Below are 15316 nucleotides of genomic sequence, written 5' to 3' on the forward strand. Positions count from 1 at the left end.
ATGCGGATGGGGACCTGGCCGGACGATATAAAGGGGCCGGACGATATGGGGGGCGGAAGGCGTTGTCGCAAGATCCTGGGCACCCGGGTGGTCACGTTCCGGTCATGATCGGTCGCGTTCTGGAGTTGCTCGCTCCCGCGCTGACCGGGCCGGAGCCGGTCGTCGTCGACGCCAACCTCGGCCTCGGCGGGCACGCGGAGGCGCTGCTGGCGGCCCATCCGGCCCTGCATCTGATCGGCATCGACCGCGACCCCACCGCCATCGAACGGTCCACCGCGCGGCTCGCGCCCTATTCCGAGCGGATCACCCTCGTGCGCGCCGTCTCCGACGAGCTGCCCGAGGTACTGGCCGCGGCCGGACGGCCCCGCGTCCACGGCGCGCTGTTCGATCTCGGGGTGTCCTCTCCCCAGCTCGACGAGGCCGAGCGCGGCTTCGCGTACTCCTATGACGCGCCGCTCGACATGCGGATGGATCCCGGCCAGGAGCTGACCGCCGCCGACGTGGTGAACACATATTCGGTGGCCGAGCTCAGCCGCGTGCTGCGAGACTACGGCGAGGAAAAATTCGCGGCGCGCATCGCGAACCTCGTCGCCAAAGAGCGCGTCGAACATCCCATCATGACGACCAGACGACTTGCCGATCTTGTACGGACGGCGATACCCGCTGCGACGAGGCGCACGGGGGGGAACCCGGCCAAAAGAACGTTCCAAGCCCTGCGCATCGAGGTCAACCAGGAGCTGGCCGCCCTGGAGCGTGCCCTGCCCGCGGCCCTCGACGCGCTGGCACTCGGCGGGCGGGTGGTCGTGCTCGCCTACCACTCACTGGAGGACCGGCTCACCAAGCAGGTCCTCGCGGCGCGAACCAGGGATACCGGTCCCCCCGGGCTTCCGGTCCCGCTCGAGGCTCACCAGCCCCGGTTCCGCCTTCTGACGAGGGGAGCGGAGCTCCCGGACGACGACGAGGTCGCCGACAACCCGCGGGCGGCCTCGGCCCGTTTGCGGGCGGCAGAGAGGATCCGCCAGGGATGAGGACAGCGCAGCAGACACGACCGTCACAGCTCCAGGCACAGCTGAGGACGCAGACGAAGAGCCGGCCCAAGACGCGGCCCACGCCCCGGCCGAAGATCACGCCACGGCCCGAGGGGGAACTCGGGACCATCGGCGTCAGGGCGCCACGCGCGACGACGTCGAGGGTGTCCGCAGCGGTACGTCGGGCGCCGAAGGCGCCGTTCGTCCTGCTCGTCATCGGCCTGATGTGCGGCGGCCTGGTCACCCTGCTGCTGCTCAACGTGACCCTCGCCCAGGGGACGTACAAGGAGAGGGACCTGCGGTCGAGCATCGACCAGCTGCGCGAGCAGGCGGCGCTCGAAGAGAAGCTGGCCCGCAAGGCCGAGCAGCCGGAGGCGCTGACGAGCATGGTTCCGCCCGGACTGGAGCGGGACGACTCGCCGCCGTCGTTCATCACGTCCCGGCCGGTGGACGGGACCAGGTGAATCCGGGCGGGAGCAGGCGTCCGCCGCGACAGGGGGGCGGGGGACCGGTCGACGGTCGTCCGCCCCGGCCGCCGCGCCCGCCCGGCCCGCCCCGTACGGCGCAGCCGCCGAAATCCCAGCCTCCCAAGTCACAGCCTCCCAAGCCGCAGTCGCCGAAATCCCAGCCGCCGAAAGCACAGCCTCCCAAGCCGCAGCCGTCCCGGTCGCAGGCCCAGAAGCCGCAGCCCGGCGGACAGCCGTCCCAGGGCGCCCAGCGGGGCGCCCAGCGGAAGGAGCGGCAGGGGTCCGCCGGCGGTCCGCCCCGCGGCTCCGGAGCGGAGCGCGCGGCCGGGCCGGAGCGCGGAGCACGGCGTGCCCCCGGATGGCGGCGCGGCTCCGGGACACCGCGCGCGCCCGGACCGAAGCGCCGGTCGGCGCCGCCTCCGCCTCCGCCGCGGCCGCCCGCCACTCTGCGGCTCAGCGATCCCGCGCGGCGGCTGAACGCCGGGCTGGTCGCGATGGCGTTCGTGCTGTCCCTGCTCGCCGGGCGGCTGGTGCAGCTGCAGGGGCTGGACTCCAAGGTGCTCCAGGCGAGGGGCGCCGACCAGCGCGTGCAGCCGGAGAAGCTGCCGGCGCGGCGCGGCTCGATCACGGACATCGCGGGGCACGAGCTCGCGGTGACCGTCGAGGCCCGGGAGATCTACCTCGATCCCAAGGAGGTCGACCCCGCCAAGCGGGACCAGGTCGCCACCACCCTCGCCACCGAGCTGAACCGCCCGAAAGAGGAGATCGACGCCAAACTGGCCAAGACGACCTCGCGGTACGCGGTGGTCGCCCGAGGTGTCGACCCGCTGCGCGCCAAGAAGATCATGAGCTACGGGTTCAGGGGGGTGGGCGCCAAGCGGACCTACCACCGGGACTACCCGGGCGGCAGTCTCGCGGGCGGCATCATCGGGTTCGTCGGCGTCGACGGGTACGGCCTGGCCGGGCTGGAGAGCGCCTACGACGAGGTGCTGGCGGGCCGTGACGGCGAGCAGACCTTCGAGCTCGGCGGGGAGCGGCAGCGGATCCCGCTGACCCGCAGCACCCGGCAGGAGCCGGTGCCCGGCCGCGACGTCCGGCTGACCATCGACAGGGACGTCCAGTGGGCCGCGCAGGAGGCGATCGCCGAACAGGTGAAGGCCTCTCGGGCGAGCAGCGGCAGCGTGATCGTCATCGACGTGCGCACCGGCCAGATCGTGGCCATGGCCAACGCGCCCGAGGTCGACCTCGAGCACTGGCAGGACAGCACGCCGCAGGATCGGCGCAACCGGTCGGTGGCGGAGGTGTTCGAGCCCGGCAGCACCAACAAGGTGATCGCGGCCGCGGCGGCGATCGAGTCCGGCGCGGTCAGGTCCGACACCGTGTTCCGCGTGCCCGACCGCATCCAGTGCGCCGACAGGCAGCTCAAGGACGCGCACCCGCACCCGCCCGAGCGGCTCACCTTCGCCGGGATCATCGCGGAGTCGAGCAACGTCGGCACGATCATGGCGGCGGAGCGGATCAGCAGCCAGCGGCTGTACGAGATGTTCCGGGCCTTCGGGTTCGGCGCCAAGAGCGGCGTCGGCCTTCCGGGTGAGGAGGCCGGCCTGCTGCCGGACTGGCAGAGCTGGTCCGGCAGCCAGCGCTGCACGATCGCCTACGGACAGGGCATCTCGGTCACCGCGCTGCAGATCGCCAGTGTCTACCAGACGATCGCCAACGGCGGGGTGCGGATCACCCCCTCGATCGTCGCGGGCACCACCGACGAGCACGGCAAGTTCGTGCCCGCCCCGGCGCCGAAGCGGACCCGGGTGATCAGCGAGCGCACCGCCCGGGACATCTCGCTCATGCTGGAGGCCGCCGTCGGGCTCGACGGCACGGGAACGGAGGCGGCGATCCCCGGCTACCGGGTCGCGGGCAAGACCGGCACCGCGATGCGATATGACCAAGAATGCGGGGGATACTGCGGGTATACGGCGACGTTCGTCGGCTTCACACCGGCGGACCAGCCGCGGCTGATGGCCCTCGCCGTCATCCAGGATCCGAAGAAAGGTCACTACGGCGGCACCGTGGCCGCCCCCGTGTTCAGGGATGTCATGACATTCGCGTTGAAGACCAGGAAGATCCCTCCGACGGGTACGAAGACGCCCGACGTCGTCCTCCGTGCCGGTCGGTAAGGGGTACGCTCTCGCCGTGCGTCCCCCGTCCTCGATGCGTCCCACCGCCGTGGCGGCCCGCCCGCTGTCCGGGCTCGCGGCCCTGCTCGGCGTGGCCGGCGCCGTGCCCTCTCCCGGAGCCAGAGCGGTCCGCGGGACGGTCACCGGCGTCTCGATCGACTCCCGCCGCGTCCGGCGCGGCGACCTCTACGTGGCGCTGCCCGGGAGCTCCTCGCACGGCGCCGATTTCGCCGCCGACGCGCTCGCCTCCGGCGCGGCGGCGATCCTCACCGATCCCGCGGGTCGCGATCGCGCGGCCGCGACCGGCCTGCCCGTGCTCGTGGTGCCCGACCCGCGCGCGCTGCTCGGGCAGGTCGCCGGATGGGTGTACGGCAGGGCGGCCGACGGCATGACGGTCATCGGCGTCACCGGCACCAGCGGCAAGTCGACCACCAGCTACCTGCTGGAGGCCGGATTGCGCGCGGCGGGCCACCGGACCGGCCTGGTCGGTGGCGTGGAGATCCGCGCGGGCGAGCTGCGGCTGACTCCCGAGCTCACGACTCCGGAGGCGAGTGACCTGCAGGCGCTGTTCGCGCTGATGCGCGAGCAGGGGGTCACGGCCGCCGCCATGGAGGTCTCGAGCCACGCCCTCGTCAAGGGCCGGGTGGACGGCATCTCCTACGATGTGGCGATCTTCACCAACCTGTCGCAGGACCATCTGGACTTCCATCGCGACCTGGACGACTACTTCGCCGCCAAGAGGCGCCTTTTCACCCCCGAGTTCTCCCGCGTCGGCGTGGTGAACGTCGACGACGCCCACGGCCGCGAGCTGACCGGCCTCGCCAAGATCCCGATCACCACGTTCTCGGCTGCCGGGGCCCCGGAGGCCGACTGGCGGGCCGCCGACGTACGCCTGGGGACCGACGGCAGCTCCTTCCGCGTGGTCGGCCCCGGCGGGGTCGAGGTGGACGCCACCGTGGCCATGCCCGGGCCGTTCAACGTCGCCAACGCGCTCGGCGCGCTGGTCGCGCTGGTGGAGGCGGGGATCCCGCCGCAGACCGCGATGTCCGGCATCGCGATGTTCGGCGGCGTACCCGGCCGCATGGAGCGGGTGCCGGGGCCGGGGGACCTCCAGGTGATCGTCGACTACGCTCACAAGCCGGGGGCGGTCGAGTCGGTCCTGCGCTCGCTGCGCGCCGTGCTCGGATCAGGAGCGGGGCCGGAGGCACGGGCACGCGGCCGGCTCACGATCGTGCTCGGGTGCGGCGGTGATCGAGACCGCGGCAAGCGGCCGATGATGGGCGAGGCCGCCGCCCGGCTCGCCGATGTGGCGATCCTCACCAGTGACAACCCGCGCAGCGAGGATCCCCTCGCGATCCTGGCCGCGATGCTGGAGGGGGCGCTGCGGGTGCCGCCGGACGAGCGGGCCCACGTGATCATGGAGCCGGACCGGGAGGCGGCCATCGACCTGGCGATTTCCGGTGCCGCGCCCGGAGATGTGGTAGTTGTGGCGGGCAAGGGGCACGAGCAGGGCCAGTACGTCGGGGGCAGGGTCATCCCCTTCGACGATCGTGACGTGGCCGCGCGGGCCATCACGCGGGCCATCGCACGGAGAGAGAGCAGGAAAGACGCATGATCCCGTTGCCGCTGGCCCGGGTGGCCGAGATCACCTCGGGCGCGCTGAACGGCATGGCAGACCCCGGGACCGTGGTCCGGGGACCCGTCGTGATCGACTCGCGGGCCGCCGAGCCGGGCTCGCTGTTCGCGGCGGTCAAGGGCGAGCGGGCCGACGGGCACGACTTCGCCGGGCAGGCGTGCGCGGCCGGAGCGGTCGCGGTGCTCGCGTCCCACCCGGTGGAGGCCCCCGCCGTGATCGTGAGCGACGTGGTGGCCGCCCTCGCCGACCTCGCCGCCGCCGTCGTGGCCGAGCTGAACGGGGCGGCGGAGCCCGGCGGGCCCGGTGTCACGGTGGCCGGGGTGACCGGATCGCAGGGGAAGACCACGACCAAGGATCTGCTGGCCGCCCTCGCCGCCCGGATCGGGCCGACCATCGCGCCGGTCGGGTCGTACAACAACGAGATCGGCCACCCGCTGACCGTGCTCAAGGCCGGCGCGGAGACCCGGTTCATGGTCCTGGAGCTCAGCGCGCGCAACGTGGGCCACATCGCCTACCTGGCGAGGATCGCCCCGCCCCGGATCGGGGTGGTGCTCAACGTGGGCGCGGCCCATCTCGGGGTCTTCGGGAGCCGCGAGGCGATCGCGCAGGCCAAGGGCGAGCTGGTCGAGGCGCTGCCCGACGACGGCGTGGCCGTGCTGAACGCCGACGACCCCCTCGTCAGCGCGATGGCGGACCGGACGAGCGCCAGGGTGAGCTATTTCGGCCGCTCGCGGCGCGCGCACGTGCGCGCCGAGGGAGAGACGCTCGACGGGCGCGGCCGGGCCTCGTTCACGCTGCGCACGCCGACCGGGTCCGCGCCGGTGCGGCTGCGGCTGCACGGCGCGCACGCCGTCGACAACGCGCTCGCCGCCGCCGCTGCGGCGTACGAGCTGGGGCTCCCGGTGGCGACGATCGCCGAGGAGCTGTCGCTGGCCGAGCCGCGCAGCCGCTGGCGCATGGAGGTCACCGACCGGGCCGACGGCGTCACCGTGATCAACGACGCGTACAACGCCAGCCCGGACTCGGTCCGCGCGGCCTTCGCCGCCCTGGCCGCCATCGGCTCGGGACGGCGGCGGTTCGCCGTGATCGCCGCCATGCGGGAGCTCGGCGAGTACGGCGCGACGCTGAACGAGGAGTTCGGCCGGCTCGCCGCCGAGGCGGGCCTCGCCGGTCTGATCGTGGTGGGGGAGGACGCCGAGCCGGTGTTGGCCGGCGCGCGGGCGGCGGGCCCGGGCGCGCGCCATGCCCCCGACGCTGCGGCGGCCGGGGCGGAGCTGGCCGGTGCGCTGGCGCCGGGCGACGTCGTGCTGGTGAAGGGGCCGCGTGCGGCCGGGCTCGAACGGGTCGCAGCGGCGATCCTCGGAGGTGAAGCGCGGTGAGGAACATCCTCATCGCGGCGGCGGTCTCGCTGCTGCTCTCCATGGTCGGCACGCCGCTCGCGATCCGGCTGTTCGCCCGGCGCGGCTACGGTCAGAACATCCGGGAGGAGGGGCCCTCAGGTCACTACGACAAGAAGGGCACCCCGACCATGGGCGGCACGGTGATCGTCATCGCCGCGCTGATCGGCTACTTCACCGCGCATCTGACGAGCATGCTGTCGCTCAACACCGACCCGCCGACGGCCTCGGGACTGCTGGTGCTGTTCCTGATGACCGGCCTGGCCGTGGTCGGCTTCCTCGACGACTTCATCAAGATCTACAAGCAGCGGAGCCTGGGCCTGCGCAGCGGCGCCAAGGCCGCCGGGCAGCTCGTGGTGGGCGCGATCTTCGCGGTGCTGGTGCTGCGGTTCCCCAACGCCTACGCCGTCACGCCGGCCGAGACGCGGCTGTCGTTCCTGCGGGACTTCGGGCCGTCGATCGGCGTCATCGGCTTCATGATCTGGGTGCTGTTCTTCATCGTGGGCTTCTCCAACGCGGTGAACCTGACCGACGGACTGGACGGCCTGGCCTCGGGCGCCACCTGCCTGGTCCTCGCGGCGTACGTGCTGATCGGCAACTGGCAGCTGCGCAACAGCTGCGCGACGGTCGGCTTCGGGCCGAACTGCTACTGGGTGCGAGATCCGCTGGATCTCGCCGTGGTCGCGGCCGCTGTGCTCGGCGCCTGCCTGGGATTCCTGTGGTGGAACGCCCCGCCCGCCAAGATCTTCATGGGGGACACCGGCTCGCTGGCGCTGGGCGGTGTGATCGCCGGCCTCGCCTTCACCACCCGCACCCAGCTCCTGCTGGTCATCCTGGGCGGGCTGTTCGCCATCATCACGATGTCGGTGATCATCCAGGTCGGCTTCTTCAAGATGACCAGGAAACGGGTGTTCCGAATGGCCCCCCTCCAGCACCACTTCGAGCTGTCCGGATGGGCCGAGACCACCATCGTGGTGCGGTTCTGGCTGATCGCGGCGCTGTGCGTGGCCGGCGGTCTCGGCCTCTTCTACCTGGAATGGGTGCCCAAGTAGTGAGCGTCGTCGTCGCAGGTCTGGGGATCTCCGGCACGGCCGCGGCGCGGGCGCTGGCCCGCCGCGGCGAGCATGTCGTCGTCCTGGAGTCGGCCGAGGGCGAACGGCAGCTGGCCGCGGCCGCCGAGCTCGCCCCGCTCGGCGTGGAGGTGAGGTTCGGCGAGCAGGACGACCTGCCGGAGGGCACGTCGCTGGTCGTCGTCTCGCCCGGCTTGCGCCCCGATCATCCGCTGGCGGCCGCCGCGCATCGCGCCGGGATCGAGGTGATCGGCGAGGTGGAGCTGGCCTGGCGGCTGCGCGACGGCGCGGGCGGGGCCCCCTGGCTGGCGATCACCGGTACCAACGGCAAGACCACCGTCGTCCGGATGCTGACCGCGATGCTCACGGCCGCCGGGCATCGGGCGCTCGCCGTCGGCAACGTCGGCGTGCCGATCGTGGCGGCGGTGGACGGAGACAGGGCGGCGGGCGGAGAGCCGGCGGCGGAGCGCGGGGCCGGGCCGTACGACGTGCTTGCCGTCGAGCTGTCGAGCTTCCAGCTCCACTGGTCGGGGAGCCTCGCGCCGCTCGCGGCCGTCGTGCTGAACGTCGCCCCCGACCACCTCGACTGGCACGGCTCCATCGAGGAGTACGCGGCGGCCAAGGCGCGGATCTACGCGGACGCCCGGATCGTGATCTACAACGCCGACGACGAGTGGTCGACCACGCTGGCCGCGCCCTATCGGGGGGTGGGCTTCACGCTCGGCGTGCCGCGTCCCGGGCAGCTCGGCGTCGTGGAGGACCTCCTGGTCGACCGGGCGTTCACGGCCGACCCCGCCCACGAGGCCGCCGAGCTGGCGAGCCTGGCCGACGTGCGGCCGTTCGCGCCGCACAACGTCGCCAACGCGCTGGCCGCCGCCGCGCTCGCCCGGGCCTACGGCGTGCCGCCGGAGGCCGTACGGCGCGGCCTGGCGGAGTTCGTCCCCGATCCGCACAGGATCGCCCACGTGGCGACCGTGCGCGGGGTCGACTACGTCGACGACTCCAAGGCCACCAACCCGCACGCCGCCGCCGCCTCGCTGGCGGCCTACCGGTCCATCGTGTGGATCGCCGGCGGCCTGCTCAAGGGAGCGGAGGTCGACGAGCTCGTACGGCAGGCCGCCCCGCGCCTGCGCGGCGCCGTACTGCTGGGCGCCGATCGCGACCGTGTGCGCGAGGCGTTGGCGCGACACGCGCCGGATGTCCCCGTGGTCGACGTGTCCGGGCAGGACACTGGGGTGATGGACCGCGTCGTGACCGAGGCAGCCGCCCTCGCCGCCCCCGGCGACACCGTGCTGCTGGCCCCCGCCGGGGCGTCGCTGGACATGTTCACGAGCTACGGGGCGCGTGGGGAGGCCTTCACCGCCGCGGTGCACCGCCTGGCGGAACGATGACCGCGGCGGAGACGGGAGCAGAGCCTCGGGCGGACGGCCGTTCCGGGCACCGCTCCGAGGGGCGGCTCGCCGCGCTGCGTGAGCTGCTGAACCGTCCGCTGGTGTCGTACTACCTGGTGCTCGGGTGCAGCGCGCTGCTGCTCGCGCTCGGCCTGATGATGGTGCTGTCCGCCTCCAGCATCGAGGCGCTGCAGGAGACCGGCAGCCCGTTCTACTGGTTCATCAAGCAGTCGACCTCGGTGGCGATCGGCATCCCGGTGATGTGGATCTGCTCCCGGCTGCCGCAGCGGTTCTTCCGGCTGGCCGGCAACCCGCTGATGGGCGTCTCGATCCTCGGCCTGGTCATGGTGATCTTCATCGGTCAGGAGGTGCTGGGCGCGCAGCGGTGGATCTCCATCGGGCCGTTCTCGGTCCAGCCCTCGGAGCCGGCCAAGCTCGCCCTGGTGCTGTGGGGGGCCGACATCCTGGCCCGGCGGGCCCGGGGCGGCCGGATCGAGTGGCGGCACCTGCTGATCCCGCTGATGCCCGGACTCGCGCTGCTCGCGGTGCTGGTGCTGATCGGCCGCGACCTCGGCACGACGCTCGTGCTCATGATGATCTTCCTGGCGCTGCTGTGGGTGGTCGGGGCGCCCCTGCGCCTGTTCGGCGGGATCCTCGCGCTGCTCGCGCTCGCCGCCGCTATGATGATCGTCGTCACGCCCTGGCGGATGGAGCGCCTGGCGGGCTTCATCAACCCATGGGAGCACGCCCAGGACGAGGGGTTCCAGGCCGTCCAGGGGCTGATAGCGATCGGCTCGGGCGGTTGGTTCGGTCTCGGCCTGGGCGCGAGCCGCCAGAAATGGGGCCATGTGCCGCACGCGGAGAGCGACTTCATCTTCTCGATCCTGGGCGAGGAGCTCGGCCTGATGGGCACCCTCGTGGTGGTCGCGCTGTTCGGCCTGCTCGGCTATGCCGGGCTGCGCATCGCCTCGCGGGTGAACGACCCGTTCATCCGGCTGTGCTCGGCGGCCGTCGTCGCGTGGATCGCCGGACAGGCGATCGTCAACATGGGCGCGGTGATCGGAGTCCTGCCCATCACGGGCATCCCGCTGCCGCTGGTCTCGTACGGCGGGTCCGCGCTGTTGCCGACGCTCGCCGCCCTTGGCATGTTGTTGTCGTTCGCCAAACGGGAGCCCGGGGCGGCGGCGGCCCTGGCCGCACGTGGACCCGGACTCGCCGCCCGGGCTCTAAGCTGGCTTGGCCTGGGTGGCCGCCCGAGGCGTGAGATGACGCGGAACAGAGGAGTGACATGAGGGTGGTCCTCGCCGGCGGCGGGACGGCCGGCCATATCGAACCCGCGCTCGCGCTGGCGGACGCGCTGCGCCGGCAGGACCCGGCGATCGGGATCACCTGCCTCGGCACGGAGCGCGGCCTGGAGACCCGGCTGGTGCCGGAACGCGGCTATGAACTGGCCCTGGTGCCCGCGGTGCCGCTGCCGCGCTCGCTCACGCCGAAGCTCCTCACCGTGCCCGGCCGGCTCGCCGGGGCGATCGGCACGGCGGCCGGCATCCTCGACCGCGTCGGCGCCGACGTGCTGGTCGGCTTCGGCGGCTACGTCGCGACGCCCGCCTACCTCGCGGCGCGGCGGCGCGGCGTCCCGATCGTCGTGCACGAGGCCAACCCCCGCCCCGGTTTGGCCAACCGGCTCGGCGCCCGGCTGACCGACCACGTCTTCACCGGCCATCCGGACACCCCGCTGCAGAACGCGCAGTACATCGGCATCCCGCTGCGCCGCCAGATCGCCGGTATGGACCGGCTGTCGCTCGGCGACAAGGCCAGGTCGTACTTCGGGCTGGAGTCCGACCGGGTGACGCTGCTCGTGTTCGGCGGATCGCAGGGCGCCCGCTCGATCAACCAGGCCGCCCTGGCGGCCGCGCCCCGGCTGCGGGCCGCCGGCATCCAGGTGCTGCACGTGGTCGGGCCGAAGAACACGATCGAGGTGGAGCCCCCGCCGGGCGACCCGCAGTACGTGATCCTTCCGTACATCGACCGCATGGACCTGGCCTACGCCGCCGCCGACCTCGTGCTGTGCCGCAGCGGCGCGATCACCTGCGCCGAGCTCACCGCCGTCGGACTGCCCGCGGCGTACGTGCCGCTGCCGCACGGCAACGGCGAGCAGCGCCTCAACGCCCAGCCCATCGTGCAGGCGGGCGGCGGGATCATGATCGACGACGCGGACCTCTCCGCCGAGTGGATCATCCAGACGCTGCTGCCCATTCTGAACGACCCCGAGCGTGTCGTGGCGATGTCCGAGGCGGCCTCCCGCATGGGCCGCGCGGACGCCGACGCGACGCTCGCCAGTAAGGTTCTGGAGATCGTTTCCCGATGAGTCTCGTCAAGCTCGTGGACCCCGTGCCGGCTGCTGATCTGGGGCGGGTGCACTTCATCGGCATCGGCGGCGCCGGGATGTCGGGCATAGCCCGGATCCTGCTCAAGCGCGGGGTCCCCGTGTCGGGCAGCGACGCCCGGGTCTCCGACATGCTCGACGAACTCCGCGGGCTGGGTGCCGACATCCACGTCGGCCACGCCGCCTCCCACGTCAAGAACGCGGACACGGTCGTCGTGTCGACCGCGATCCGCGACTCCAACCCGGAGCTGGGGGAGGCGCTGCGCCGGAACCTGCGGGTCATCCCGCGCGCCGCCGCGCTCGCCGCCGTGATGGCGGGCCGGACCGGCATCGCCGTCGCGGGGACGCACGGCAAGACCACGACCAGCTCGATGCTCGCCGTGGCGCTGCAGAAATGCGGTGAGGATCCGTCCTACTGCGTGGGCGGCCGGCTCGTCACCACCGGCCTCGGCGCGGACGACGGGACCGGCGAGGTCTTCGTGGCCGAGGCGGACGAGAGCGACGGCTCGTTCCTCATGCTGACGCCGGAGATCGCGATCGTGACCAACGTCGAGGCCGACCATCTCGACAACTACGGCGACCCGCAGGCCGTGCACGAGAGCTTCACCCGCTTCGTCGAACGCGTCGGCGCCATGCTGGTGATCTGCGCGGACGACCCGGGCGCTGCGGCACTGGCGCCCCTCGCCCGGGCGCGCGGCCTGGAGGTCGTGACGTACGGCGAGGCCCCGGACGCGGACTTCCGCGCCGTCGAGATCACCCCGCGCGGCCTGGAGGTCGAATTCCACGTGGCCGGGCACGGCGGCGTCCGCCTGGCCGTGCCGGGACGGCACAACGCCGTGAACGCCACCGCGGTGATCGCCGTGGCGCTCCGCCTCGGCCTGCCGTTCGACGACGTCAGGGAGGGCCTGGCCGCCTTCACCGGGGCGAAGCGGCGGTTCGAGGCCAAGGGCGAGGCGGGGGGCGTGTCCGTGTACGACAGCTACGCCCATCATCCGACCGAGCTCACCGCCGACCTGCGCGCCGCCCGTGACGTGGTCGCCGGCGCCGGACGCGTGATCGCGGTCTTCCAGCCCCACCTCTACTCGCGCACCAGGTTCTTCGCCGCCGAGTTCGGCACCGCGCTCGGCCTCGCCGACGAGGTCGTCGTGCTCGACGTGTACGGCGCGCGGGAGGATCCGGAGCCCGGGGTCTCGGGCGCGCTGGTCGCGGGCAAGGTGCCGCTGCCCACGGAACGGGTGGTGTACGCGCCCGACCGTGCGTCGGTGCCCGCCCTCGTGGCCGGCCGGGCCCGCCCCGGCGACATCGTGCTCACCATGGGCGCGGGCGACGTCACGGATCTCGGCCCCCGCATCGTCGCGGAGCTGTCGGCCAGGTGACCTTTCTCACGCCGGCCTTCCTCAAGGGAAGCAGGACCGTCCGGCGTACGGCCCTGGCGGTCCTGCTCATGGCCGCGGTCGTGGGCGCGGCCACCTGGGTGGTGTTCCACTCGCCGGTGCTGGGCGTGCGGCAGGTCGAGATCATCGGCAACACCGTGGTGTCCGCGCAGACGCTGCGCGCGGCCGCCGCCGTGCGCGCCGGCACTCCGCTGGCGACCGTGGACGTCGACGAGGTGGGGAGCCGGGTGCGCGCCGTGACCGAGGTGGAGTCGGCGCGGGTGGAGCGGGAGTGGCCGGGAACGCTACTGATCACCGTGGTCGAGCGCACCCCGGTGGCCGTCGTGCCCGTGGCCGAGCCGGCGGCGCATGAGACGGCGGCGGATGAGCGGCCCGCCGACGGCTCGGCGGCGAACGGGAGTGCAACGAACGAGGCGAGGGCGAGCGAGGTGTACGCAATCGTGGACCGCTTCGGGGTGATCCTGGATCGGGTGGCCGTAGCCCCGCCGCGGTTTCCGGTGCTGCGGGTGCAGCGGCCCGATCCCGGCGATCCGGCGCTGCGCGCCGCGCTCGCCGTACTGGAGGCCCTGCCGGACGACCTGCGGGTGAACGAGGTCCGCGTGCCGTCCGTCCGGTCCATCACGTTGAAGCTCGCCGACGGCCGGACCGTCCTTTGGGGCGACGCCGGGCGGGCGGCGGAGAAGGGCCGCGCCCTCGCCGCCGCGCTGGCGGAACCGGGGACGTTCTACGACGTGACCAGCCCCCGGGTGGTGACGATCAAGTGAGAAATCTCACGGGAGGGAACGGGACGGCTCGCGACACGCCGGACGACCTTCCGGCGCGGTGAGTTGACCCTGAGGGATCGGCAACCCTACTGTCCGTATCAATCCTCAGGTTGACATAACTCTAAATCTCAACTTGAGGGTGAGAGTTGAAGACAGCGCGGGCCTGGCCCGTGTGGAACGCAAACGAGCGGAAAGGCCCCTCGTCGTGGCAGCACCGCAGAACTACCTCGCGGTCATCAAGGTCGTAGGCATCGGCGGCGGCGGAGTCAACGCCGTCAACCGGATGATCGAGGAGGGACTCAAGGGCGTCGAGTTCATCGCCATCAACACTGACGCCCAGGCGCTGCTGATGAGTGACGCCGATGTGAAGCTCGATGTCGGGCGTGAGCTCACCAGGGGCCTGGGCGCCGGAGCCAACCCCGAGGTGGGCCGCAAGGCGGCCGAGGACCACCGAGAGGAGATCGAGGAGGTCCTCAAGGGCGCCGACATGGTGTTCGTCACAGCGGGAGAGGGCGGTGGCACGGGCACGGGCGGCGCGCCCGTCGTGGCCCAGATCGCCCGCTCGCTGGGCGCGCTGACCATCGGTGTGGTGACCCGGCCCTTCAGCTTCGAGGGCAAGCGCCGGGCCATGCAGGCCGAGGCGGGCATCGAGACCCTCCGCGAGGAGGTGGACACGCTGATAGTGATTCCGAACGACCGCCTGCTGTCGATTTCGGACCGGCAGGTCAGCGTGCTCGACGCCTTCAAGGCCGCCGACCAGGTGCTGCTCTCCGGTGTCCAGGGCATCACCGACCTGATCACCACGCCCGGCCTCATCAACCTCGACTTCGCCGACGTGAAGTCCGTCATGTCCGGCGCAGGGTCGGCCCTCATGGGCATAGGGCACGCGCGAGGTGACGACCGGTCGGTCGCCGCGGCCGAGATGGCAGTGTCCAGCCCGCTGCTGGAGGCCAGCATCGACGGCGCGCACGGCGTCCTGCTGTCCATCGCCGGCGGCTCCGACCTCGGCCTCTTCGAGATCAACGAGGCGGCCCAGCTCGTCTCCAACGCGGCCGCGGCGGACGCCAACATCATCTTCGGTACGGTCATCGACGACGCGCTCGGCGACGAGGTGCGGGTGACCGTGATCGCCGCAGGGTTCGACGAGCCGGCCCCGGCCAAGCCGGCGGTCACACCGCTGTCCCGGGCCCAGCAGTCCCGTCCCGCCTCGCCGCCGCCTGCCGCCCCGCCCGCGCCGCCGGCCTCCCGGCCGACTCTGGCGGCCGCCCCCGCGCCCGCTCCGGCTCCCGCGCCGCCACCGGTGGCCCCGGCGCCGCCGGCTCCCGCGCCGAAGCCGGAGCCTGAGCCGCAGGTCGAGCAGATGCCATCGAGCGGGGCGTCCACCGGCGCCGGGACCGCTGCGAGCGCCGGCTCCGCTCCGGGGAACACCGGACCGGGCGGCGCGGGTTCCGCGAACACCGGGAACACCGGCCCGCTGTCGATCCCGCGGCCCGCGCCCGAGCCGCCGACGCCGATCACCTCCCGGGTCAACCGGCCGGGCCCCCGCGTCCCGGTCGTGTTCGAGGAGCAGGAGGAGGAGCTCGACGTGCCGGATTTCCTCAAGTGAGTC

12 protein-coding genes are annotated in these 15316 nt (G+C 72.7%); all 12 read left to right on the forward strand.

Going from position 1 to position 15316, the window contains the following annotated elements:
• Nucleotides 1-104: 104 nt before the first annotated feature.
• The 12 genes from rsmH (at nucleotide 105) to ftsZ (ending at nucleotide 15313) form a co-directional block, all read left to right on the forward strand.
• On the forward strand, nucleotides 105-1028 hold the full coding sequence (gene rsmH / locus AP234_RS29545) for a 16S rRNA (cytosine(1402)-N(4))-methyltransferase RsmH (protein ID WP_083502553.1): 924 nt from the start codon (nucleotides 105-107) through the stop codon (nucleotides 1026-1028).
• The gene (locus AP234_RS29550) at nucleotides 1025-1492 is read left to right on the forward strand and encodes a hypothetical protein (protein WP_055483037.1); all 468 of its coding nucleotides are present in this window, start codon (nucleotides 1025-1027) and stop codon (nucleotides 1490-1492) included. The genes rsmH and AP234_RS29550 overlap by 4 nt, the downstream gene beginning before the upstream one ends.
• Complete coding sequence (locus tag AP234_RS29555; RefSeq protein WP_083502554.1) at nucleotides 1489-3669, forward strand: peptidoglycan D,D-transpeptidase FtsI family protein; 2181 nt, start codon at nucleotides 1489-1491, stop codon at nucleotides 3667-3669. The genes AP234_RS29550 and AP234_RS29555 overlap by 4 nt, the downstream gene beginning before the upstream one ends.
• A gap of 34 nt (nucleotides 3670-3703) precedes the next feature.
• On the forward strand, nucleotides 3704-5284 hold the full coding sequence (locus tag AP234_RS29560) for a UDP-N-acetylmuramoyl-L-alanyl-D-glutamate--2,6-diaminopimelate ligase (RefSeq protein WP_055483077.1): 1581 nt from the start codon (nucleotides 3704-3706) through the stop codon (nucleotides 5282-5284).
• A complete protein-coding gene (locus tag AP234_RS29565) occupies nucleotides 5281-6684 on the forward strand; it encodes a UDP-N-acetylmuramoyl-tripeptide--D-alanyl-D-alanine ligase (protein ID WP_055483038.1) in 1404 nt (467 codons plus the stop codon). Before AP234_RS29560 ends, AP234_RS29565 begins: the two co-directional genes overlap by 4 nt.
• A complete protein-coding gene (gene mraY / locus AP234_RS29570; protein ID WP_083502555.1) occupies nucleotides 6681-7754 on the forward strand; it encodes a phospho-N-acetylmuramoyl-pentapeptide-transferase in 1074 nt (357 codons plus the stop codon). The genes AP234_RS29565 and mraY overlap by 4 nt, the downstream gene beginning before the upstream one ends.
• Complete coding sequence (gene murD / locus AP234_RS29575) at nucleotides 7739-9163, forward strand: UDP-N-acetylmuramoyl-L-alanine--D-glutamate ligase (RefSeq protein WP_055483039.1); 1425 nt, start codon at nucleotides 7739-7741, stop codon at nucleotides 9161-9163. Before mraY ends, murD begins: the two co-directional genes overlap by 16 nt.
• Entirely contained in the window at nucleotides 9160-10455 is a 1296-nt protein-coding gene (ftsW, locus tag AP234_RS29580; protein WP_055483040.1) for a putative lipid II flippase FtsW, read from the forward strand. The genes murD and ftsW overlap by 4 nt, the downstream gene beginning before the upstream one ends.
• Nucleotides 10452-11531, forward strand: coding sequence for an undecaprenyldiphospho-muramoylpentapeptide beta-N-acetylglucosaminyltransferase (gene murG / locus AP234_RS29585; protein WP_055483041.1), 1080 nt, complete (start codon nucleotides 10452-10454; stop codon nucleotides 11529-11531). Before ftsW ends, murG begins: the two co-directional genes overlap by 4 nt.
• Nucleotides 11528-12925, forward strand: a complete 1398-nt coding sequence (gene murC / locus AP234_RS29590; RefSeq protein WP_055483042.1) for a UDP-N-acetylmuramate--L-alanine ligase — start codon at nucleotides 11528-11530, stop codon at nucleotides 12923-12925. The genes murG and murC overlap by 4 nt, the downstream gene beginning before the upstream one ends.
• Nucleotides 12922-13707, forward strand: coding sequence for an FtsQ-type POTRA domain-containing protein (locus AP234_RS29595; RefSeq protein ID WP_055483043.1), 786 nt, complete (start codon nucleotides 12922-12924; stop codon nucleotides 13705-13707). Before murC ends, AP234_RS29595 begins: the two co-directional genes overlap by 4 nt.
• Before the next feature lie 205 nt (nucleotides 13708-13912).
• A complete protein-coding gene (gene ftsZ, locus AP234_RS29600) occupies nucleotides 13913-15313 on the forward strand; it encodes a cell division protein FtsZ (RefSeq protein ID WP_055483044.1) in 1401 nt (466 codons plus the stop codon).
• The last annotated feature ends 3 nt before the right edge of the window (nucleotides 15314-15316 follow it).

The sequence above is a fragment of the Sphaerimonospora mesophila genome (assembly GCF_001417795.1).
GTDB lineage: Bacteria > Actinomycetota > Actinomycetes > Streptosporangiales > Streptosporangiaceae > Sphaerimonospora > Sphaerimonospora mesophila.

Coding starts and splice junctions, on each gene's coding strand:
- murD (WP_055483039.1), top strand. CDS start 7,739: ATGGGTGCCCAAGTAGTGAGCGTCGTCGTCGCAGGTCTGGGGATCTCC.
- AP234_RS29565 (WP_055483038.1), top strand. CDS start 5,281: ATGATCCCGTTGCCGCTGGCCCGGGTGGCCGAGATCACCTCGGGCGCG.
- AP234_RS29560 (WP_055483077.1), top strand. CDS start 3,704: ATGCGTCCCACCGCCGTGGCGGCCCGCCCGCTGTCCGGGCTCGCGGCC.
- murG (WP_055483041.1), top strand. CDS start 10,452: ATGAGGGTGGTCCTCGCCGGCGGCGGGACGGCCGGCCATATCGAACCC.
- rsmH (WP_083502553.1), top strand. CDS start 105: ATGATCGGTCGCGTTCTGGAGTTGCTCGCTCCCGCGCTGACCGGGCCG.
- ftsW (WP_055483040.1), top strand. CDS start 9,160: ATGACCGCGGCGGAGACGGGAGCAGAGCCTCGGGCGGACGGCCGTTCC.
- murC (WP_055483042.1), top strand. CDS start 11,528: ATGAGTCTCGTCAAGCTCGTGGACCCCGTGCCGGCTGCTGATCTGGGG.
- AP234_RS29550 (WP_055483037.1), top strand. CDS start 1,025: ATGAGGACAGCGCAGCAGACACGACCGTCACAGCTCCAGGCACAGCTG.